17 protein-coding genes are annotated in these 21638 nt (G+C 32.8%); 9 read left to right on the forward strand and 8 right to left on the reverse strand.

Annotated elements, in window-relative coordinates; translation table 11 throughout:
- Window positions 1-11: 11 nt before the first annotated feature.
- From CELLY_RS11440 to CELLY_RS11450, 3 genes are all read right to left on the reverse strand, one after another.
- Complete coding sequence (locus CELLY_RS11440; protein ID WP_013621842.1) at window positions 12-338, reverse strand: DMT family transporter; 327 nt, start codon at window positions 336-338, stop codon at window positions 12-14.
- A gap of 111 nt (window positions 339-449) precedes the next feature.
- Complete coding sequence (locus CELLY_RS11445) at window positions 450-836, reverse strand: acyl-CoA thioesterase (protein ID WP_013621843.1); 387 nt, start codon at window positions 834-836, stop codon at window positions 450-452.
- 77 nt (window positions 837-913) lie between these two features.
- Window positions 914-1534: a hypothetical protein gene (locus tag CELLY_RS11450; protein ID WP_013621844.1), complete on the reverse strand. Its 621-nt coding sequence runs from the start codon at window positions 1532-1534 to the stop codon at window positions 914-916.
- A gap of 364 nt (window positions 1535-1898) precedes the next feature.
- Here CELLY_RS11450 and CELLY_RS11455 point away from each other — a divergent pair, with 364 nt between their 5' ends.
- Window positions 1899-2327 (forward strand): FKBP-type peptidyl-prolyl cis-trans isomerase, encoded by a 429-nt coding sequence (locus CELLY_RS11455; protein ID WP_013621845.1) that lies wholly within the window; start codon window positions 1899-1901, stop codon window positions 2325-2327.
- A 78-nt stretch (window positions 2328-2405) separates the two neighbouring features.
- On the opposite strand, the gene CELLY_RS11460 is transcribed toward CELLY_RS11455, so the two are convergent.
- Genes CELLY_RS11460 through CELLY_RS11470 form a run of 3 tightly spaced genes read right to left on the reverse strand, consistent with a single transcriptional unit; the run spans window position 2406 to window position 4194 of the window.
- A complete protein-coding gene (locus CELLY_RS11460; RefSeq protein WP_013621846.1) occupies window positions 2406-2591 on the reverse strand; it encodes a hypothetical protein in 186 nt (61 codons plus the stop codon).
- Window positions 2592-2606: 15 nt separating this feature from the next.
- A complete protein-coding gene (locus CELLY_RS11465; RefSeq protein WP_013621847.1) occupies window positions 2607-3482 on the reverse strand; it encodes a cation diffusion facilitator family transporter in 876 nt (291 codons plus the stop codon).
- Window positions 3483-3510: 28 nt separating this feature from the next.
- Complete coding sequence (locus CELLY_RS11470; RefSeq protein WP_013621848.1) at window positions 3511-4194, reverse strand: cell division ATP-binding protein FtsE; 684 nt, start codon at window positions 4192-4194, stop codon at window positions 3511-3513.
- 175 nt (window positions 4195-4369) lie between these two features.
- Here CELLY_RS11470 and CELLY_RS11475 point away from each other — a divergent pair, with 175 nt between their 5' ends.
- From CELLY_RS11475 to CELLY_RS11485, 3 genes are all read left to right on the forward strand, one after another.
- On the forward strand, window positions 4370-7393 hold the full coding sequence (locus CELLY_RS11475) for a tetratricopeptide repeat protein (RefSeq protein ID WP_038506230.1): 3024 nt from the start codon (window positions 4370-4372) through the stop codon (window positions 7391-7393).
- A 29-nt stretch (window positions 7394-7422) separates the two neighbouring features.
- Entirely contained in the window at window positions 7423-9192 is a 1770-nt protein-coding gene (locus tag CELLY_RS11480) for a porin family protein (RefSeq protein WP_013621850.1), read from the forward strand.
- Window positions 9193-9298: 106 nt separating this feature from the next.
- Complete coding sequence (locus tag CELLY_RS11485) at window positions 9299-10918, forward strand: amidohydrolase (protein WP_013621851.1); 1620 nt, start codon at window positions 9299-9301, stop codon at window positions 10916-10918.
- Window positions 10919-10997: 79 nt separating this feature from the next.
- Here CELLY_RS11485 and CELLY_RS11490 read toward each other — a convergent pair whose 3' ends face one another.
- A complete protein-coding gene (locus CELLY_RS11490; RefSeq protein WP_013621852.1) occupies window positions 10998-11531 on the reverse strand; it encodes a DUF2911 domain-containing protein in 534 nt (177 codons plus the stop codon).
- Between the two features lie 243 nt (window positions 11532-11774).
- Between CELLY_RS11490 and asnB the strand changes: the two genes are divergently transcribed.
- The 3 genes from asnB (at window position 11775) to CELLY_RS11505 (ending at window position 16782) form a co-directional block, all read left to right on the forward strand.
- Complete coding sequence (gene asnB / locus CELLY_RS11495; RefSeq protein WP_013621853.1) at window positions 11775-13439, forward strand: asparagine synthase B; 1665 nt, start codon at window positions 11775-11777, stop codon at window positions 13437-13439.
- Window positions 13440-13765: 326 nt separating this feature from the next.
- The gene (gene gyrB, locus CELLY_RS11500; protein WP_013621854.1) at window positions 13766-15706 is read left to right on the forward strand and encodes a DNA topoisomerase (ATP-hydrolyzing) subunit B; all 1941 of its coding nucleotides are present in this window, start codon (window positions 13766-13768) and stop codon (window positions 15704-15706) included.
- Between the two features lie 74 nt (window positions 15707-15780).
- The gene (locus tag CELLY_RS11505; RefSeq protein ID WP_013621855.1) at window positions 15781-16782 is read left to right on the forward strand and encodes a DUF6588 family protein; all 1002 of its coding nucleotides are present in this window, start codon (window positions 15781-15783) and stop codon (window positions 16780-16782) included.
- A gap of 86 nt (window positions 16783-16868) precedes the next feature.
- Here the strand turns inward: CELLY_RS11505 and CELLY_RS11510 are convergent, their stop codons facing one another.
- Window positions 16869-17270, reverse strand: coding sequence for a hypothetical protein (locus CELLY_RS11510; RefSeq protein ID WP_013621856.1), 402 nt, complete (start codon window positions 17268-17270; stop codon window positions 16869-16871).
- A 256-nt stretch (window positions 17271-17526) separates the two neighbouring features.
- Between CELLY_RS11510 and CELLY_RS11515 the strand changes: the two genes are divergently transcribed.
- Both CELLY_RS11515 and secDF read left to right on the forward strand, forming a co-directional pair.
- The gene (locus tag CELLY_RS11515; RefSeq protein ID WP_013621857.1) at window positions 17527-18453 is read left to right on the forward strand and encodes a malate dehydrogenase; all 927 of its coding nucleotides are present in this window, start codon (window positions 17527-17529) and stop codon (window positions 18451-18453) included.
- A 145-nt stretch (window positions 18454-18598) separates the two neighbouring features.
- A complete protein-coding gene (gene secDF, locus CELLY_RS11520) occupies window positions 18599-21598 on the forward strand; it encodes a protein translocase subunit SecDF (protein WP_013621858.1) in 3000 nt (999 codons plus the stop codon).
- Window positions 21599-21638: the final 40 nt, after the last annotated feature.

A 21638-nucleotide genomic window follows, 5' to 3' on the forward strand; every position in this document is an offset into this window, starting at 1 on the left:
TTTAGTTTTAACTAATGAGAAACTGCTTTTAAGCCAATAATAGAACCAATAAGTGTGGTTATAAAGAAAACTCTCCAAAAATTGCTTGGATCTTTAAATACTAAAATGCCAACAAGTACAGTGCCTACCGCACCAACACCTGTCCATACCGCGTAACCAGTGCCAACTGGTATGGTTTGTATAGCTTTAATTAATAATAAAAAGCTAATAGTTGCGCAAACAAGAAAACCTCCATACCATAAGTATATGTCTATTCCTGTAGCTTCTTTTGCTTTACCAAGGCAATAGGCAAAAGCAACCTCAAAAAGTCCTGCAATTATTAAAATTATCCAGTTCATTGTTTTATTTCTCTAAAAATGCTGGTTCTAGTGTATAAACTTTGTTATGTATTGCATCTATCTCCACTTAAAGTGAATGGGTTAGATATAAAAGAAAACAAAATATGATTATTACTTTAATATAGTAACCGGCTTTTTGTTCTCATCAATTGCAACAAAAGTAAACTCGCCAGATACAGCTTTTTCTCTGTAGCTAGAGTACATTTCTTCAATATAAATATCTACTCTAACTTTTAAACTGGTGTTACCAACGTGCGTTACGTAGCCCGACAATTCTGCAATTGTACCTGCAGGTATTGGCATTTTAAAATCTATTTTATCACTGCTAACAGTAACCATTTGTTGTCTGCTAAATCTTGTTGCGCAAATAAATGCAGTTTCATCCATAAGTTGCATTGCAGTACCTCCAAAAAGAGTATCGTAATGGTTAGTAGTATTAGGAAAAACGGCTTTAAAAATTGTAGTTACAGATTTTTCAATTCTTTCGTCTAAAGTCATACGTGTAGATTTGTTCATAGTTAAATTACATCCTTTTTTGAGGAAAAAAAAGACGTTGTAAAAATACTATATAAAGTTTAATCTAAAGTAAAAACTGCAGTTATTAAAAATATATCTTCTTGTGGTACTAAGTCCTTTATACGGTTGGCAAAGTATGGGGATACTACGTTTTCTCTATGTAAATTCCAAAGTTCTGTTTTGCTGCCACATTTTGGTTCTAATTCTCTGTTGTTATTATAACTTATACATAACTCTATTAATAATTTAAAAAATAAATTTATAGTTGGTGTTAGTTGTATAAAGTTGCCTTCTACATCTGTAATGTAAGTGGGAGTGTGCTCTTTTGTGTTGTCTGCCCATATTTTTTTTGCAGAAGCGTTAAATGAGTGTGCTATTACAACTTTTCCGTTTTTCCAAGGATTATGTTTTTTAGTCATAGCAGGTCCTTTTCCAAAAATATGAAGTTTTGGCTGTAAACTAGAAAAAGTATTTACATGTAAGTGTGGTAAAATTAAAAGTGTAATATAATTACTGTATAAGTAACTAAGTTCTGCAGAAAGTACTTGTTCTTTTACGTGTGTTATTGGTCTAGAGTTTTCTCGGTTTAAAAAGTCATTTTTACTCCCAAATTTAGTGGTGCGTAATATGCTCTGAAAATCTTTTAAGGTGCTAGAAAATTCTTCAAGACTATTTTTCATACTTCATTAGTAATATCATTACAGCTAATGTAGTTGTTTTTAATGGCTAATTTTTATTGATTTTGTAATCGTTTGCAACCAGTTTATATTTGTTTTTATGTGTAAAACTGACAGAGTTGCTGCTTTTGTATTTTTAGATTGATATTTTTTTTAATCTTAATTAATTTGCTAGATGCCTACTTACAAAGGGCTATAGTTGTTTTTTTTCTTTTTTTAGGTTGATAAAAATTGGGTTTATGCCGTTTTGTGTCAGGTTTTTAGTCTTTTGGCTTGGTTTTGGCAGAATTATTAGTCTAAGTTTAAAATAAAATATTGGCTGTATAAGAATTATGCAAAGAATATTTTAAAAATTGAAAAATACGATATGAGTATAGTTAAGGAAAACAACACGGTAAAAGTTAATTACACAGGGAAGTTGGCAGACGGACAAGTTTTTGATACTTCTGAAGGTAGAGAGCCGTTAGAGTTTACTTTAGGACAAGGGCAGTTAATACCTGGTTTTGAAAAAGGTGTTTTAGATATGAAGCTAAATGAAAAAAAGACCATTACTATTGCTAAAGAAGAAGCATATGGTGAGGTTAATGAGGCTTTAATACAGGAGGTTAAAAAATCTGAGCTTCCACAAGATATGGAGCCTAAAGTTGGTATGGGATTAGTTTCTAAAGCTCCAGATGGTAGAGAAATGAACCTAATGGTAGTAGAAGTTAAAGACGAGTCTATTGTTATAGATGGTAACCACCCTTTAGCAGGTAAAGATCTTATTTTTGATTTAGAAGTTTTAGAAATTAAATAAGCTTGCTTTTTAAAATAATATAACCCGGTAAACTTAGTTAAAGTTTATCGGGTTTTTTTGTGCTGAATATATTTTAATTTACTCTTTATAGTCTGTAGAAGTCTTCATTTTTTTATAGCCAGTATAGGTAAGTAATACACCGTTAGCAATACAAATAATACCAAGAATTTTTTGTTGTAAAGTAAGTAAAGCAATACCGCCTATTACGCCACAAATACCAAATGTTGCTAGTTGTTTGCCTTTATGATGCTGTTTGTTATCCATTTTTATGTTTTTATGCTACTCGTAAGTATCTGGCTCTATATGTATTAAAACATATTCTAGATTGGGGATTTCTGCCATAAGATAATCTTTTAATTTATGAGATATATCATGGCCTTCTTTTACTGTAATTTTTCCATCTACAATGGCGTGTAAATCTATATGAAATTTCATTCCGGCTTTACGAATAAAACATTTTTCGGTATCTAAAACGCCATCAACTTGTACAGATTTTTTTCTAACTTCATCAATTAAATCATCATATAATTGTTCATCCATTACCTCACCAAGTGCAGGTCTTAAAATTAAATAACTGTTGTATAATATAAAACCAGAGGCAAGTAAAGCAGCCCAATCATCTGCAGTTTCATAGCCTTTGCCGCAAATAACAGCAATAGAAATACCTATAAATGCCATTACAGATGTTATTGCGTCACTCCTATGGTGCCAAGCATCTGCTTTTAAAGATGTACTGTGTATTTGTTTACTCTTTTTTAAAACTATACGATATAAAATTTCTTTCCAAATTATAATTATGCCTAAAACTATTAGTGTCCAAGATTTAGGGGTTTTATGTGGTGTTTGTATGTTTTGTATGCTCTCATAAGCAATAATAGTTGCAGATGTTACCAAAAAAGCAACAACTAAAAAGGTTATTAGAGGTTCTATTTTACCGTGTCCGTATGGGTGGTTTTTGTCTGCAGGGCGTTTTGCATATTTAAATCCAACAAGCACTAACAAAGAAGAAAAAACATCTGTGGTAGATTCTATTGCATCTGCAATAAGGGCATAAGAATTACCAAAAAAACCAGCAAGTCCTTTAATAATAGCAAGGCAAAGGTTGCCTATTATACTAAAATAGGTTGTTTTAATGGCGGTGTCTTCAACATTCATAGTTGTAGGCCTTTGTAGGTTGGTTTTTTTAAACGGCGCGTTGTACTACTTCAAACACCTTATTATCATCGCACTTTAGGGTTTTAGATGGGTATTTTAATATAAGCGCATAGTCATGGGTAGCCATTAAAATTGTGCGTCCGGCTTTGTTAATGTCTTGTAACACTTTCATTACCTCTACACTTGTTTGCGGATCTAAATTTCCTGTAGGCTCATCGGCTAAAATTAGTTCAGGGTCATTAAGTAAAGCACGTGCTATGGCAATACGTTGTTGCTCTCCACCAGAAAGCTCATGAGGAAATTTAAAACCTTTAGTTTTCATACCAACCTTGTCTAAAACCTCTTCAATTTTAGTATCCATTTTGGTGCGGTCTTTCCAACCAGTTGCTTTTAGCACAAAAAGTAAATTGTTATTTATAGTACGGTCTGGTAATAATTTAAAATCCTGAAAAACAATACCAAGTTTACGGCGTAAAAAAGGAATGTCTTTTTCTTGCATTGTTTTTAAATTTATATCTACAATATTGCCAGTACCTTCTTTTAAAGCCAAGTCGCCATAAAGTGTTTTCATAAAACTACTTTTTCCGCTACCTGTTTTACCTATTAAGTATACAAACTCACCCTTTTTTATCTCTAAAGAGATGTTATTAAGTACAAGGTTGTCTTTTTGGTAAACAGAAACATCTTTAAGTTCTAAAATAGTGTCTTGCATAAATTTTTGAGGTAAATAAATTTACTGGTATTATTGTTGATATAAAAGTAATAAGTTTAAGGGTAAAAGTAATGTGCTTTGGTAAAAAATATTTTTCTTAGTTTTAATATACTTTTAGCCGTTTTAAACGTTATATAATTTAACAAAGGTATATCACTATAAGACCTTAGTCTATATGAAAATGAAAAAAATAGCAATACTCCTATGTTTTATGGGGATGTCTATCTATGGATATTCGCAAAAAACAGAAATTTACACGCACAAGAATAAAGATTACGTAAAAGCACTGTCTTTGTATAATGACAAGCAGTACCAAGCATCACAAGCTGTTTTTAAAGAGGTGGCAAAAAGCACAGATGATTACGAGACTAAAGCCAATAGCCACTATTACATTGCTACAGCTGCAATACGCCTTAACCAGCTTGGAGCAGATAAGCTTATGGAGCGTTTTGTAGAAGACTACCCAACGTCTACCAAAAGAAATACAGCTTATTTAGATGTAGCAGATTATTATTTTGAAACAGGTAAATATCCGCACGCTTTAAAATGGTATGCAAAAGTAGACCAGTCTTCTATGTCTAGAAAAGATAAAGAACGATTTGAGTTTAACAATGGCTACGCTCTTTTTTCATCTAAAAAATATAAAGATGCAGAACGGTATTTAAATCGTGTAACCAACTCGGCAACCTATGGTTCTCAAGCTAAATACTACTTAGGCTATATTGCTTATGAGCAAGATAATTACCAAGAAGCAAATGAGCGTTTTGACCAGATTACAGACCAGGATGAGTTAAAAGAAAAACTATCATATTACCAAGCAGATATGAACTTTAAGCTTGGTAATTTTGAAAAAGCAATAGCTCTTGCTAAAGAACAATTGCCAAAGGCAGATAGGAATGAAGTATCAGAACTAAATAAAATTATAGGAGAAAGTTACTTTAACCTTAAACAGTACAACAACGCTATACCATACTTAACAGAATATAAGGGTAAACGTGGTAAGTGGAGTAATACAGATTATTATTTGCTTGGCTACAGTTACTATAAGCAAGGAGATTACGCAAATGGTATAGACCAGTTTAATAATATTATAGATGGTGATAATAGTGTGTCTCAAAACGCATATTACCATTTAGCAGAGTGTTATTTAAAGTTAGATAAAAAACAAGAAGCTTTAAATGCGTTTAAAAATGCATCTCAGATGGATTATTCTGAGGAAATTAAAAAGGATGCTTATTTAAACTATGCTAGACTTAGTTATGAAATTGGTAATGCATACGAGCCTGTACCATCCGTACTAACTAAATATTTAGAGACCTACCCAGATAGTGAACACGCTAAAGAAATTCAAGAGCTTTTAGTAGACTCTTACATTACGTCTAAAAACTACAAAGGTGCTTTAGAGTTGTTAGAGAAGAATAAAAACTATGCAAGTAAAGAAACCTACCAAAAGGTTGCTTTTTATAGAGGAGTAGAATTGTTTTTAGAGCAAGATTATGAGAGTGCTTTAGAAGCTTTTAACTTGTCTTTAGATAATGCAGAGGAGCCAAAGTTTAAAGCTAGAGCAAATTTCTGGAAAGCAGAGTCGCTTTATTTACTTAATAAGTTTGATGATGCTTTGGTATCGTTTGTGGCTTTTCAGCAGAATCCAATGTCTGTTTCCACAGATGAAAATAAGGAGTTAGATTACAATTTAGCGTATACTTATTTTAAGCTTAATGATTACGTAAATGCAACATCATACTATAAAAAATATACAGATAGCAGACCAGAAGACGAAGCTAAGTTAAACGATGCTTATTTACGTTTGGGAGATTGCTACTTTGTAACTAGTAAGTATTGGCCAGCAATAGAAACGTATAACATTGCTTTAAAAAATAGAGGCGGACAAAAGGATTATGCAGCTTACCAAAGAGCCTTAAGTTATGGTTTTGTTGGTAAGAGTGATACTAAAATTAGTGAATTAAAAAGCTTTGTAACAAAGTATAGCAAATCTACCTTAAAGGATGATGCTTTGTATGAACTTGGTAATACTTACATAAAATTAGGTAATGAAGATTTAGGCTTACAAGCGTATAACAAGTTAATTGAAGAGTACAAAGGAAGTAGTTTAGTGCCAAGGGCATTGCTACGTCAAGGATTAGTGCATTACAATGCTAGTAGAAACCAACAGGCTTTGGCTAAGTTTAAAACAGTTGTACGTGACCATGCAAAAACACAAGAAGCTATACAAGCTGTTGCAACGGCTAAACTAGTATATGTAGATTTAGGTAAGGTAGATGAATATGCTAATTGGGTTAAAGATTTAGATTTTGTAGAGGTTACAGATTCAGAATTAGACAATGCAACTTACGAGTCGGCAGAAAAACAATTTATAGAAAACAAGACAGATGCTGCTATTAGAGGGTATGAAAATTACATTAAAGAATTCCCTAACGGCTCTCATATTCTAGACGCAAACTTTAAACTAGCGCAATTGTATTTTGGTAAGGGGCAAAAAGCAAGTGCTTTACCATATTACAAGTATGTTGCAGACCAAGGTGGTACAGAATTTACAGAACAAGCAATTGCACGTGTTTGCGAAATTTACATAGGAGATAACAAATACACTAATGCTTTTCCTTATTTAGAGAAGTTAGAGCAAACAGCAAACATTAAACAAAATGTAACTTTTGCACAGTCTAACTTAATGAAAGGTTACTATAACCAAAAGAATTATAGTAAAACTATTGCTTATGCAGAAAAAGTGTTAGCTACAGAGAGTATAGATAACCGTATTAAAAGTGATGCTCATATTATGATAGCGCGTTCTGCTATTAAAACAAATAATGAAACTAAAGCAAAAGAAGCATATGCTATAGTGCAAAAAATAGCTACAGGAGAAAGAGGAGCAGAGGCTTGGTATTACAATGCATATTTTAAGCATAAAGAGCAAGATTATGAAGGTTCTTCTGCAGCTGTACAAACTTTAGTAAAAGATTTTTCTGGGTATAAAGAATGGGCAGGTAAAGGGTTGTTAATTATGGCTAAAAACTATTATGCCTTAGGAGATGCTTACCAAGCAAATTATATTTTAGAAAACATTATTAAAAACTTTGCAAGTTACCCAGATATAGTGGCAGAGGCGCAAACAGAGCAACGACTTATTAAAACCAAGGAAGCGCGTAGCAACTCATCTATTAACCCAGACGGCAACTAGTAAAAGGTAAATAATATTAAGAACACACTATGCAAAAGTATATCTATACAACTATAACTTTATTTTTAGGACTGGCACAAATTGCCTTTGCACAGGATAAAGACAAAGATAAAGAAGAAAAAGATTTAGGAACAGAAACCGTAACAGTTGTAAAAGCATACAAGCCAACTATAGCAGATGCTTTTAAACTAAAATCTACACCTGTAATTAATGGAGCTGTAGAGTTAAAGAAAAAACCAATTCAATACAGTATTTTTTCTGTACCGGTAGCTTCTACATTTACTCCAGCAAAAGGAAAAGCTACTGCAGTAAAAAAGAGAAAGCCAGAGGAGTTGTTTAATTCATATGCTTCTATAGGTTTAGGGAACTATAGTAATGCATTGGTAGATTTTTACACAAGTAGGCCAATTAACAGAAATGAGACTTTAGATATAGGGTTAAACCACCATTCTTCTCGTGGAGATATAGAAGAAGCTCCTGTAGATAATGTTTTTTATGATACTAAAGTAAAAGGTATTTATACCAGAAGAGAAAGAGATTTGGAGTGGAATGCTAATGTAGGATTGCAACACAAGTTATATAGCTGGTATGGAGTAACAGAAGATGCTTTAGGTACAACACCAGAAAGTCTAATAGATGAAAAACAACACTATTTTGATGCTGAACTTGGAGGAGAACTTAAAATGGAAGATTACCTAATAAAAGGTGGCGATGTGTTGTTAAGACGTTTTTGGGACGCAACAGAATCTGGCGAAAATAGAGCGGTTATTAATGCTGCTGTAGAAGTACCAATTTCTAATGAACTTATAAATTTTAATGTAAAGCTAGATTATTTAGGTGGTAAGTTTAAAAACGCTAGTTTAAATAATACAGAGAATACAGGAGAAATTAAATTTGGCCAAGTACAGTTTGGAGTAAACCCAAGTTTGGTAATTTTAAGAGATGACCTTACCCTAAATTTAGGAGCTAATGTTGTGTATGGTTTAGATACAGAAGCTAGTGATAGTAACTTTTATATTTATCCTGCGGTAACGGCATCGTACAGATTATCAGGAGAAACTGCAATTGCATACGGTGGTATAGAGGGAGATTTACACCAAAACTCTTATCATGATTTTGTAGATGAAAATCCATTTGTGTCTCCAACGCTTACAATCTTACCAACAGATAGTCAGTACAATGCCTATGCTGGTTTAAAAGGACAATTGTTAACTAACTTAGGGTACAATGTAAAGGCGTCTTATAAAGCAGATAATAACAGAGCATTATATAAATTAAATCCAGAAAATACTTTTAGAGCAGATGAAGATAAAGATTATCATTTAGGTAATACTTTTGATATTTTTTATGATGATATAAAAACATTTTCATTCTTTGGAGAGTTAAATGTAGATGTAAACAGAAATTTTGCTTTAGGTATAAATGCAGAGGTTTTTAGCTACACAACAGAAACAGACAATCCTGCTTGGAATCTGCCAAAAGTAAAGGGATCTTTATTTATGGATTATCAAATTAATGAAAAATGGTTTATGGGAGCTAACCTGTTTTTTGTAGGAGAAAGAGAAGATTTAAGCTCTGTAGCTGCTACTGCAACTCAACCGCAAGATTTTGCTTCTACAGTAGTAACTTTAGATAGTTATTTTGATGCTAATGCGCATGTTGGTTACCGTTTAGATGAAAAATTATCATTATTTGTAAAAACAGCAAACATAGCAAATAACAATTACCAACGTTGGGCAAATTATCCTGTTCAGGGTTTTCAGGTGCTTGCAGGAGCAACATATAAGTTTAATTGGTAAAAAAATAGAAAAACTATTTTTTTAAAGGATATGAATGACTCGTTAATAAAGGGGTTATTTATATCCTTTTTTTATTTTCATTATTTTTGAAGAAAATCAAAGACTAATGAAAAAACTAACACTTGTTTTACTGCTGGCAATTGCAGCGTGTAATCCTAAAAAAGAACAGGTAGACTATATAGTCACCAATGCAAATGTCTACACTGTAGATTCTACTTTTACAAAAGCACAAGCTTTTGCTGTAAAGGATAATTTGTTTGTAGCTGTTGGTACAGAACAGCAAATTACAGAAAAATATACATCGGCAAAAACAATAAATGCAGCTGGTAAAACAATTACTCCTGGTTTAATAGATGCACACTGTCACTTTTTTGGTTTAGGGATGAACCAGCAAGTGGTAGATTTGGTAGATACTAAAAGTTTTGATGAGGTAGTAGAGCGTGTTTCTGCTTTCCAGAAAACAAATACAAAAACGTTTATTAGAGGTAGAGGTTGGGATCAGAACGATTGGGAAGTAAAAGAATTTCCAATAAAAGAGGCTTTAGATTCACTTTTTCCGTCTATACCTGTTGTTTTGGAGCGTGTAGATGGTCACGCTTACATTGTAAATCAGTATGCATTAGATCTTGCTAATATTACAGTAGATACTAAAATTAGTGGCGGAGAAATTGTAAAAGTTAATGGTAAGCTTACAGGTGTTTTGGTAGATAATCCTATGGCTATGGTAGATGCTGTTTTGCCTAAACCAAGTGTAGCTACACAGGCACAAGCATTAAAAGATGCAGAAAAAATTTGTGTAGATTATGGGTTAACTACTGTAAATGATGCAGGTTTAAATAAGCAAACTATAGAAATTATAGATAGCTTACAGCAAAACGGAGAATTAGATATTCGTGTTTATGCTATGATAAGCGCAAACAAAGAAAACTTAGATTACTATTTAAGTAAAGGAATAGTAAAAACAGATGGTTTAAATGTACGTTCTGTAAAAGTATATGGAGACGGTGCTTTAGGCTCCAGAGGTGCAGCTTTAAAAGAAGAGTACTCAGACAAACACAATCATTTTGGAGCAATGGTTACTCCGGTAGAGGAAATAAATAATCTTGCAAAAAGAATAGCAAAAACAGATTACCAGATGAATACACATGCTATTGGAGATTCTGCTAATGTAGCAGTATTACGCGTATACAAATCGGCCTTAAAAAATACAAAAGACAGACGTTGGAAAGTAGAGCATGCACAGGTTATAGCTCCACAAGATTTTGACTATTTTAAATTAGGTATTATACCATCTGTACAGCCAACGCATGCAACTAGTGATATGTATTGGGCAAAAGATAGGTTAGGAGATGAGCGCGTAAAAGGAGCTTATGCATTTAAAAAATTATTAGATATTGCAGGTGTTGTTGCATTGGGGACAGATTTTCCTGTAGAACGTGTTAGTCCGTTTTTAACTTTTTATGCTGCTGTTGCCAGAAAAGACACTAAAAATTACCCTGAAGGTGGTTTTCAGATGGAAAACGCTTTGTCTAGAGAAGAAACATTAAAAGGAATGACAATTTGGGCAGCTTATTCTAATTTTGAAGAAAATGAAAAAGGAAGTATAGAGCCAGGTAAAAAAGCTGATTTTGTTATCTTAAGTGATAATATTATGGAAGTTGAAGCTTCTAAAATTCCGACAATAAAAGCAGAACAAGTTTTTATAGGAGGTAAGCAAGTAAAGTAAAATTACGTTCTATTTAGGTAAAAAATAAACCCGAAACTAAAAGTAGTTTCGGGTTTTATATTTTTAGTAAGTGCTTAAATTACATAGAAACTGCGTAAGGAACAGAAACTAAAGTAGTTCCCCAGCCCATTACCATATCAGTATCTGTAAAAGTAATAGAAAAAGCTTCTAAAGATTCCTTGTTTTTAGATACTTTTCCAGTTACTCTAACCACATCTGCATCTTCCTCATAAGAGTAAGCTCCCCATTGGTTTAAATTTTTATTTAAAATTACAGTCCATTGCTTATCTCCTGGTATAGAGAATAAAGAGTATGTGCCTGCTGTTACTTTTTTACCACCAAAGTTTGTGTCTGCGTAAAAAGTAATTTCTGCAGCTTCATTAGCACCAGTTCTCCATACTTTTCCTGCAGGAGCTAAATCTTTTACTAATCTTCCCTTTAATTGTGGTCTGCTGTAAACTACACGAATGTTCTTTTTAGAAATTTTGTAGCTAGATGGTTGTGAAGCAATATCTGCTGGACTTTTATCTAATCCAGGAAATTTTTGAGCTGTAGCATTAGTAGTAAATACCATAGTTAATACAAGTGCTGATAAAGCAAATAATCTTTTCATAAATGTTTGTTTTTTGTGTTTTTCAAATTTAGCGACATTTTCGCAGTAATTCATTATATGGTCGCTAAAATTATGCCAACTTACAAAATGACCGTTTTTTTTATAAAAATAGTTTATCTAAATTCTAAATAGAATGTAATTGGCTTAATAAAGTTTTAAATTGAAACCATTTTAAGTATTTATGTTTTTAAATTGAAACCTTTAATTCATCTTTGTAATCAAATTGATATAAATATTAATAATATGTGTGGAATAGTTTGTGCATTTGATGTAAAGGAAAGCACTGAGGCATTAAGACCTCAGTTGTTAGAGATGTCTAAAAAAATTAGACACAGAGGCCCTGACTGGAGTGGTATATATGCAGACGATAAAGCTATTTTAGCACACGAGCGTTTGGCAATTGTAGACCCAGCTTCTGGTAAGCAACCATTATTGAGTCCTAATGGTAAATTAATATTGGCTGCCAATGGAGAAATATATAATCATAGAGAATTGCGTAAGCAATTTGAAGGTAAATATGACTTTCAAACAGAATCTGACTGTGAGGTTATACTAGCTTTGTACCAAGAAAAAGGAGTAGATTTTATAGATGAATTAAATGGTATTTTTGGTTTTACTATATATGATGCCGAAAAAGACGAATATTTTGTAGCTAGAGACCATATGGGAATTATTCCTTTATATATGGGATGGGATAAAAATGGAACTTTTTATGTTGCTTCAGAATTAAAAGCATTAGAAGGTACTTGTACAAAAATAGAATTATTTCCTCCAGGACATTATTTACATAGTAAAGACGGAGAGTTAAAAAAATGGTACTCTCGTGATTGGATGGAGTATGATGCTGTTAAAGAAAATGAAACTAGCATACAAGAAGTAAAAGAAGCTTTAGAAGCAGCTGTACACAGACAATTAATGTCTGATGTACCTTACGGTGTATTGTTATCAGGTGGTTTAGACTCTTCTGTGACTTCTGCGGTTGCAAAAAAATATGCACAAAAACGTATAGAAAGTGGTGATACTGCAGATGCTTGGTACCCACAATTACACTCATTCTCTGTTGGTTTAGAGGGGTCGCCAGATTTGGCTGCTGCAAAAAAAGTAGCAGATCATATAGGTACCGTACACCACGAAATTAAGTTTACAATACAGGAAGGTTTAGATGCTATTAAAGATGTTATTTATAATATAGAAACGTATGATATTACTACCATTCGTTCTTCTACACCAATGTATTTAATGGCGAGAGTTATTAAGTCTATGGGTATAAAAATGGTATTGTCTGGTGAAGGTGCAGATGAGCTATTTGGAGGTTATTTATATTTTCATAAAGCGCCAAGTGCACAAGAGTTTCATGAAGAGACGGTACGTAAATTAGATAAGTTGCATATGTATGATTGTTTAAGAGCTAACAAGAGTTTAGCTGCTTGGGGAATTGAAGGACGTGTACCATTTTTAGATAAAGAATTTATGGATGTTGCTATGCGTATTAACCCTAAAGATAAAATGATAAACGGTGAGCGTATGGAAAAGTGGGTAGTTCGTAAGGCATTTGAAGATATGATACCAGAAAGTGTAGCGTGGAGACAAAAAGAACAGTTTAGTGATGGCGTTGGTTACAGTTGGATTGATACCTTAAAAGAATTGGTTGAGAAAGAAATAACAGATGAGCAAATTAAAAATGCGGCATTCCGTTTTCCTATCAACACCCCATTAAACAAGGAAGAGTATTACTATAGAACTATTTTTGAAGGACATTTTCCTAGTGATGCTGCAGCATTAAGTGTACCGCAAGAAGCAAGTGTTGCTTGTAGTACAGCAACAGCCTTAGAATGGGATGAAGCATTTAAAAATATGAACGACCCTTCTGGTAGAGCAATAGCTAACGTACATGATGAAGCATATTAAACAGTAAAATATAACTTGAATTATCGCCTGTTCTAAGGTTTTAATTATAATTAGTCTTTCAGGAGCATCAATTTATTGATGCTCCTTTTTGTTTACAGCCTTTTTAAGCGCATTTTGTTAGATTACGTAGTTTTTAAAAAAGCTAATTTTAATCTAATCGTAGTTAAAAGCTAATTTAAGCGCTTTTAAGAAGCTTTCTCTATTGTAAAGAAAATGTTGATAACTATTTTAAAACAGTCTTAAAACTGTTTAAAATTAAGAAATCAATAATTTATATTTGTTAGGTTATATTTTATGATGAAATTAAGCACAATAATTTATATATAATGAGCGAAGAAGCAAACAAGAATAATTATTCAGCTGACAGTATTCAGGCCCTAGAGGGTATGGAGCACGTACGTATGCGTCCTTCTATGTATATTGGGGATGTTGGTGTAAGAGGTTTACACCACTTAGTATATGAGGTAGTAGATAACTCTATTGATGAGGCAATGGGTGGCCATTGTGACAATATAAGTGTTGTAATAAACGAAGATGGTTCTATAACTACTAAAGATAATGGTAGGGGTATACCTGTAGGTCTTCATAAAAAAGAAGGTGTATCTGCATTACAGGTTGTAATGACTAAAATTGGTGCAGGTGGTAAGTTTGATAAAGATTCATATAAAGTATCTGGTGGTTTGCACGGGGTAGGTGTATCTTGTGTTAACGCATTATCTAACAGTTTAAAAGCAACTGTTTACAGAGAAGGTAAAATATGGGAGCAAGAATATGAAAGAGGTAAGGCTTTGTATCCTGTTAAGAGTATTGGAGAAACAGAGGAAACAGGTACTATAGTTACTTTTTATCCAGATGATACAATTTTTACTCAGACTACAGAGTACAATTATGAAACATTGTCTAACAGAATGCGTGAGTTGGCTTACCTTAACAAGGGAGTAACAATTAGTATTACAGATAAGAGAGTTAAAGATGAAAAAGGTGAGTTCTTATCTGAAGTATTCTACTCTGAAGAAGGATTAAAGGAGTTTATTAAGTTTTTAGACGGTAACAGAGAGCAACTAATAAGAGAAGTTGTTTCTATGGAAGGCGAAAAAAACGGAATTCCTGTAGAGGTTGCAATGGTGTACAACACATCTTACTCAGAAAATCTTCACTCTTACGTAAACAATATTAATACACATGAAGGTGGTACACACCTTTCTGGTTTTAGAAGAGGTTTAACATCAACCTTAAAAAAGTATGCAGATGCATCTGGAATGTTAGACAAGTTAAAGTTTGAGATTCAAGGTGATGACTTTAGAGAAGGTTTAACTGCTATTGTATCTGTAAAAGTGGCAGAACCTCAGTTTGAAGGGCAAACAAAAACTAAACTAGGTAACAGAGAGGTTTCTTCAGCAGTAAGTCAGGCTGTATCAGAAATGCTTACCAACTATTTAGAAGAAAACCCAGATGATGCTAAGGTAATTGTACAAAAAGTTATTTTAGCAGCGCAAGCACGTCATGCGGCTACAAAGGCCCGTGAAATGGTACAGCGTAAAACGGTAATGAGTATAGGTGGTTTACCTGGGAAATTATCAGACTGTTCTGAGCAAGATGCTACAAAATGCGAAGTATTCCTTGTAGAGGGAGATTCGGCGGGTGGTACTGCCAAGCAAGGTAGAGACAGAAACTTTCAGGCAATATTACCGCTTCGTGGTAAAATCTTAAATGTTGAAAAAGCAATGCAACATAAGGTTTTTGAAAACGAAGAAATAAAAAATATATATACAGCTTTAGGTGTAACTATAGGTACAGAAGAAGATAGTAAAGCCCTAAACTTAGATAAATTAAGATACCATAAAGTAGTTATTATGTGTGATGCCGATGTAGATGGTAGCCACATTGAAACTTTAATTCTTACATTCTTCTTCCGTTTTATGCGAGAACTAATAGAAGGCGGACACGTTTACATAGCAACACCACCATTATATTTAGTTAAAAAAGGGACTAAAAAGCGTTATGCTTGGAATGATAAAGAACGAGATGAAATAGCAGATAGCTTTAATGGTAGTGTAGGTATCCAAAGATATAAGGGTCTTGGGGAAATGAACGCAGAACAATTATGGGATACAACAATGAACCCAGATTTTAGAACACTGCGCCAAGTAACTATAGAAAATGCTACAGAGTCTGATAGAATATTCTCTATGTTAATGGGTGATGAAGTACCACCTAGAAGAGAATTTATAGAGAAAAATGCTGTTTATGCTAACATTGATGCATAATAAAGTACATTTACACAACAAAAACTCGCACCTAAAGTGCGAGTTTTTTAGTTTTATAAAAAAAATGTAATTCTATGAGAAAGTTTAGTTTAGTTATTTTCTTGGCATTAAGTGCATATGCTTCTGCCCAGTCTAGCGCAAATGAAGTTTTTGCGGCAGGTGTTAATGATGCAAATAAATTTATTAACGACTATATGTCTCCAGTTTCTGAAGGAATGCTATATAGTATTTCTGGAGGTTGGTACAATACAGCAGATGCCAAACCATTAGGTGGTTTTGAAATTTCTATAATAGGAAATATGGCACAGTCTCCAGATGATAAAAAATCATTTATTTTAAATACTGAAGATTATGAAAACCTGCAATTTGTAGATGGTAGTATCTCTAAAGAAGTGTCTACAGGTTTAGGAGATATAGAAGGTATTAATGTTTTTGTAGAAGATGAAAACGGATTATTTAGGGAAGAATTTGAATTACCAACAGGTTTAGCATCAGAAAATATAAACTTTGTACCCTCTGCATTTGTACAAGTAAGTGTAGGCTTAATAAAAGGGACAGAAATAAAGGCTCGCTTTCTGCCAAAAATAGAAACAGATGATGTAGAAGTTGGTATGTATGGTGTTGGGTTGCAGCACGACTTTACAAAGCTTCTTCCTGCAGATAAAATTTTACCAGTGGCAATTTCTGGTGTTATTGGTTATACGCACTTAACAGGTGTTTATGATTTTACAGACCAAGATGTAATTGCAGGAGAAAACCAACGATTAGATATGAAAATGAATACGTGGGTTTTTCAGGCAGTAGTATCTACAAAAATGCCAGTTATTAATTTTTATGGAGGACTGGGTTACTTAACAGGTAATTCTACTGTAGATGTTTTAGGAACGTATAGGGTGCAATCCGGACCATTTATTGGAGATACATATACAGATCCTTTTTCTGTAAAAACAGATGCTAGCGGTGTTACCGGTAATATAGGTGCTAAACTTAAACTAGGATTTTTTAGATTACACGCAGATTATTCTATGGCTAAATACAATAACCTTTCTGTAGGTATTAATTTTGGTTTTAGATAATAGTATCAATTATTAAGATATATAATAAAAAAGCCCTAGTAATAATAATTGCTAGGGCTTTTGTTGTGGTGTTACTTTCTTTACTATTATTCTCTAATAGCTAAAGTTTCACCATTTGTTTCTTCTAGTATAACAGTAGCAGAGGCATTTTCAGAAGCTTTTTCAGTACTATTATTTATTTGTGTTGTTTTAATTTTTACTTGATCACTTGGCATATCTGTCTCGGGATATGTAATAGTATAGGTGTCACCCTCTATAGTCCATCTAAAATCTGTTAAAAAAGCCACGTTGTCATTAGTATAACTATGATATCGTCCTTTGTAGGCATCGTTGAAAATCCATTCTTGCTTAGAATCTACGCCAGATTCTGATGTTGTGGTTTTTGCCCATATCCCAAGAATAGGGTCGTTGTTTTCTGGAATTTCAGAGCAACAATAAATTGTAAAGCATACAACGGTTGCTATGAAAAAAAGTAGGGGTTTTTTCATAAGTAGGTATTTTAATTAATTCGGGTTATTGTATACAACGCTCAATTTTGTTGTGTATTTCATTATAATCGATGTATAACACGTTTTTTTGTGGTTTTTCGTTTAAATACATCTTTCTTTAACATTAAGTTGTGTTTAAACCTCTTTTTAGTAGATTCAATAAATATTAAAGTTGGTATATGCACTATTTTTTTGTTTAAATTCTTTATTTTTACAGTCAATAAACAAATCATTAAAAAATTAAATATATATACTTATGAAAGTAACGGTAGTAGGTGCAGGTGCAGTAGGCGCTAGTTGTGCAGAATACATTGCAATTAAAAATTTTGCATCGGAAGTTGTTGTGTTAGATATTAAAGAAGGTTTTGCAGAAGGTAAGGCAATGGATTTAATGCAAACAGCATCTTTAAACGGTTTTGACACTAAAATTGTTGGTTCTACTAATGATTACTCTAAGACTGCAGGTTCTGATATTGCTGTTATTACTTCAGGTATTCCTCGTAAACCAGGAATGACAAGAGAAGAATTAATTGGTATTAATGCAGGTATTGTTAAAACTGTATCAGAAAACTTAATTAAACATTCTCCTAATGTAATTTTAATAGTTGTAAGTAACCCAATGGATACTATGACCTATTTAGTACATAAAACTACTGGCTTACCAAAAAACAGAATTATTGGTATGGGTGGTGCTTTAGATAGCGCACGTTTTAAATATAGATTAGCAGAGGCTTTAGAGGCTCCTATTTCTGATGTAGACGGTATGGTTATAGGTGGACATAGTGATACTGGTATGGTGCCATTAACAGCACACGCAACTAGAAATAGCGTTAAAGTATCTGAGTTTTTATCTGAAGAAAGATTGGAGCAAGTTGCTGCAGATACTAAAGTAGGTGGTGCTACATTAACTAAGTTGTTAGGAACTAGTGCTTGGTATGCTCCTGGTGCTGCAGTTTCTGGATTAGTACAAGCCATTGCTTGTGACCAAAAGAAAATGTTCCCTTGCTCTACTTTATTAGAAGGTGAGTATGGTTTAAATGATCTTTGTATTGGTGTACCTGTTATTTTAGGTAAAGATGGTATAGAGAAAATAGTAGAAATTGAACTTAGCGACGCTGAAAAGGCAAAAATGCAAGAAAGTGCTGCAGGTGTTTCTAAAACAAACGGACTTTTAGAATTATAATATTTATAAGAAAAAGGGCTTAATAAGGGTGACAAATTTATTTGTTCACCCTTATTTTATATAATATTATAAATATATTGGCATTTCATATCTTAAATGATATATTTGCACGCTATATAAAATTACCAATAATAAACAAAAACTAATGTATAATAAAGGACTTATAAAGCTGTTTGCTTTTTTATTTGGGATCGTAAGTATCTATCAATTATCCTATACTTTTATAAGTAGTAAGATTGAAAATGAAGCAGCAACTTATGCAGCGAGCAAAATTTCTGAATCTGATAAAGATTTTGCAAGCAAAAGAGAGGCATTGGAAATTAAATACTTAGACTCAATTGGGAGCGAATCTGTTTTTGGATTTACATCTTACAATGAGGCTAAGAAGAAAGAATTAAACAAGGGTCTTGACCTTAAAGGTGGTATTAATGTAACGCTTCAAATTAAGATAAAAGATATCTTATCTGGTTTGGCAAATAACACTAAAAACCCTGTTTTTCTTAAATCTTTAGAAGATGCAGATGAGGCGTCTAAAAGCAGTGATAAAACATATGTAGACTTGTTTTTTGAAGCTTTTGATGCAAATAAAGGTGATACTAAGTTAGCTTCTCCAGATATTTTCTTCACAAAATCATTAAGTGAAGAAATAAAAACTATGGATGCTTCTGATGAAGAGGTAAAATCTATAATCCGTAAAAAGATTGATGAGTCTGTAGAATCTGCTTTTGAGGTATTAAGAGAACGTATTGATGGTTTTGGTGTAACACAACCAAACATACAAAGAGAAGGTACTTCTGGGCGTATTTTGGTAGAGTTACCAGGAGCTAAAGATAAGGCAAGAGCGCAAGAGTTACTTTCTAGTACAGCTCAATTAGAGTTTTGGGAAACGTATCCTAAAAACGATCCTAACGTTATGCAGTTTATAAACGCTGCTAATGAAAAATTAAGATCTTTGGTAGATACAAAAACTGCTACTGCAGAAGATACTGAGTCTAAACCAGAATCTGAAATTGATTCTTTATTATCTGATGTTACTCAGGATTCTTTAGATGTAGCTAGTCAAATAAACCCTTTAGGAGATTTAATAAAAGGTATTCCTAATAGTTTTGCTGTTGCGGAATTTGCAATTAAAGATACGGCTAAGGTTAATGAGTACCTTAATATGCCAGAAATTAAAAGATTAATTCCAAATGCAATACAACATGTTAAATTTGCTTGGGAGCGTCCTTCTAAGGGTTCTGAAGTTGTTGGTCTTTTTGCATTAAAAGGTAATAGAGATAATACTCCTAAAATGAGTGGGGATGTAGTTAGTGCTGCACGTGCTCAGTTCGATCAGTTTAACAGACCAGCTGTTGGTATGGATATGAACGTTAAAGGAGCTAAGCAATGGCAAAAGTTTACAAGTGAGGTTAACTTAAACCAAACTGGTATTGCTGTAGTTTTAGATAATAGAGTATACACTGCTCCAGGTTGTTCTGTAGTTGGTGGTATATCTGGTGGTAGTACAGAAATCTCTGGAGATTTTACTATTACAGAAACTAAGGATATTGCAAATGTTCTTAGAGCTGGTAAGTTACCTGCAAGAGCAGACATCATTCAGTCAGAAGTAGTTGGACCATCATTAGGTCATGAATCTATAAACAGTGGTTTAATGTCTTTCTTAATTGCAATGGCATTAGTACTTGTTTGGATGATTTTTTATTATGGTAAAGCTGGTGTAGCTGCAGATATTGCATTGTTATTAAACATATTGTTAATATTTGGAGTTCTAGTAAGTTTAGATGCTGTGTTAACATTGCCAGGTATTGCTGGTATTGTTTTAACAATTGGTATGTCTGTAGATGCAAACGTTCTTATTTTTGAACGTATAAAAGAAGAACTAGCAAAAGGAAAAGGACAGTCATTAGCAATTTCTGATGGTTTTGGTAATGCACTATCTTCTATTTTAGATGCAAACATTACAACTGGTTTAACTGCAATTATCTTGTTTATATTTGGTTCTGGACCAATTAAAGGTTTTGCTACTACTTTATTAATTGGTATTGCTACGTCTTTATTTACTGCAATATTTGTTACTAGATTATTTATTGAGGGTTATACTGGAGCTAAAGGAAAAGTATTGGAGTTTTGTACAGGTTTAACTAGAAACCTTTTCAAAAATTTAAGTATTAACTTTTTAAAGAAAAGAAAAATTGCATACATTTTTTCTGGAGCTTTAATAGTTATTGCATTATTTTCTTTACTTACTACTGGTTTACAACAAGGTGTAGATTTTGTTGGAGGTAGAACATATCAAGTTCGTTTTGATCAAAGTGTAAATACTTCAGAAATTTCATCAAACTTAACTGAGATTTTTGGTAGCGGTACTAACGTAAAAACTTTTGGTGAGGATAATCAAATAATGATTACTACATCATACAAAGTAGATGCAGAAGATATTGCTGTTGATGAAGAAATTCAAGAAAAATTATTTACGTCATTACAAAACTTATTGCCTAGTGGTTTAACATTAGAGGAATTTAATAATGGAGGTACAGAAGATGTATCTATAGGTATATTAAAATCTAAAAAAGTAGGACCAACTATTGCAGATGATATCAAAAAGAATGCTGTTTGGGCAATTTTAGGTTCGTTATTTGTAGTGTTCTTATATATCTTATTCCGTTTCCGTAAATGGCAATTCTCTTTAGGGGCTGTTGTAGCGGTATTCCATGATGTATTAGTTGTACTAGGTGTTTTCTCTTTATTAGGTAAGGTTATGCCTTTTAATATGGAAATAGATCAAGCATTTATTGCGGCAATATTAACAGTTATTGGTTACTCATTAAATGATACCGTTGTTGTTTTTGACCGTATTAGAGAAATAGTAAAAGAAAGAGGATGGAGTTCTGGTGATAATGTAGGTTTAGCATTAAACAGTACATTAAGTAGAACATTAAATACTTCTTTAACTACGTTAGTAGTATTACTAGCTATCTTTATTTTTGGTGGTGAATCTTTAAGAGGATTTATGTTTGCTATGATAATTGGTGTTATTGTAGGTACATATTCATCTTTATTTATTGCAACACCTGTTATGTTTGATACATTAAAGAAAAGAATACAATCAGGTAAAGAAGATGTTGTTGTAAAAGACAAAGAGTAATTCTTTAATCTGTAAAATATATAAAAAGCTGCTTACAATA

Source organism: Cellulophaga lytica DSM 7489 (genome assembly GCF_000190595.1).
In the GTDB taxonomy this organism is placed as follows: domain Bacteria; phylum Bacteroidota; class Bacteroidia; order Flavobacteriales; family Flavobacteriaceae; genus Cellulophaga; species Cellulophaga lytica.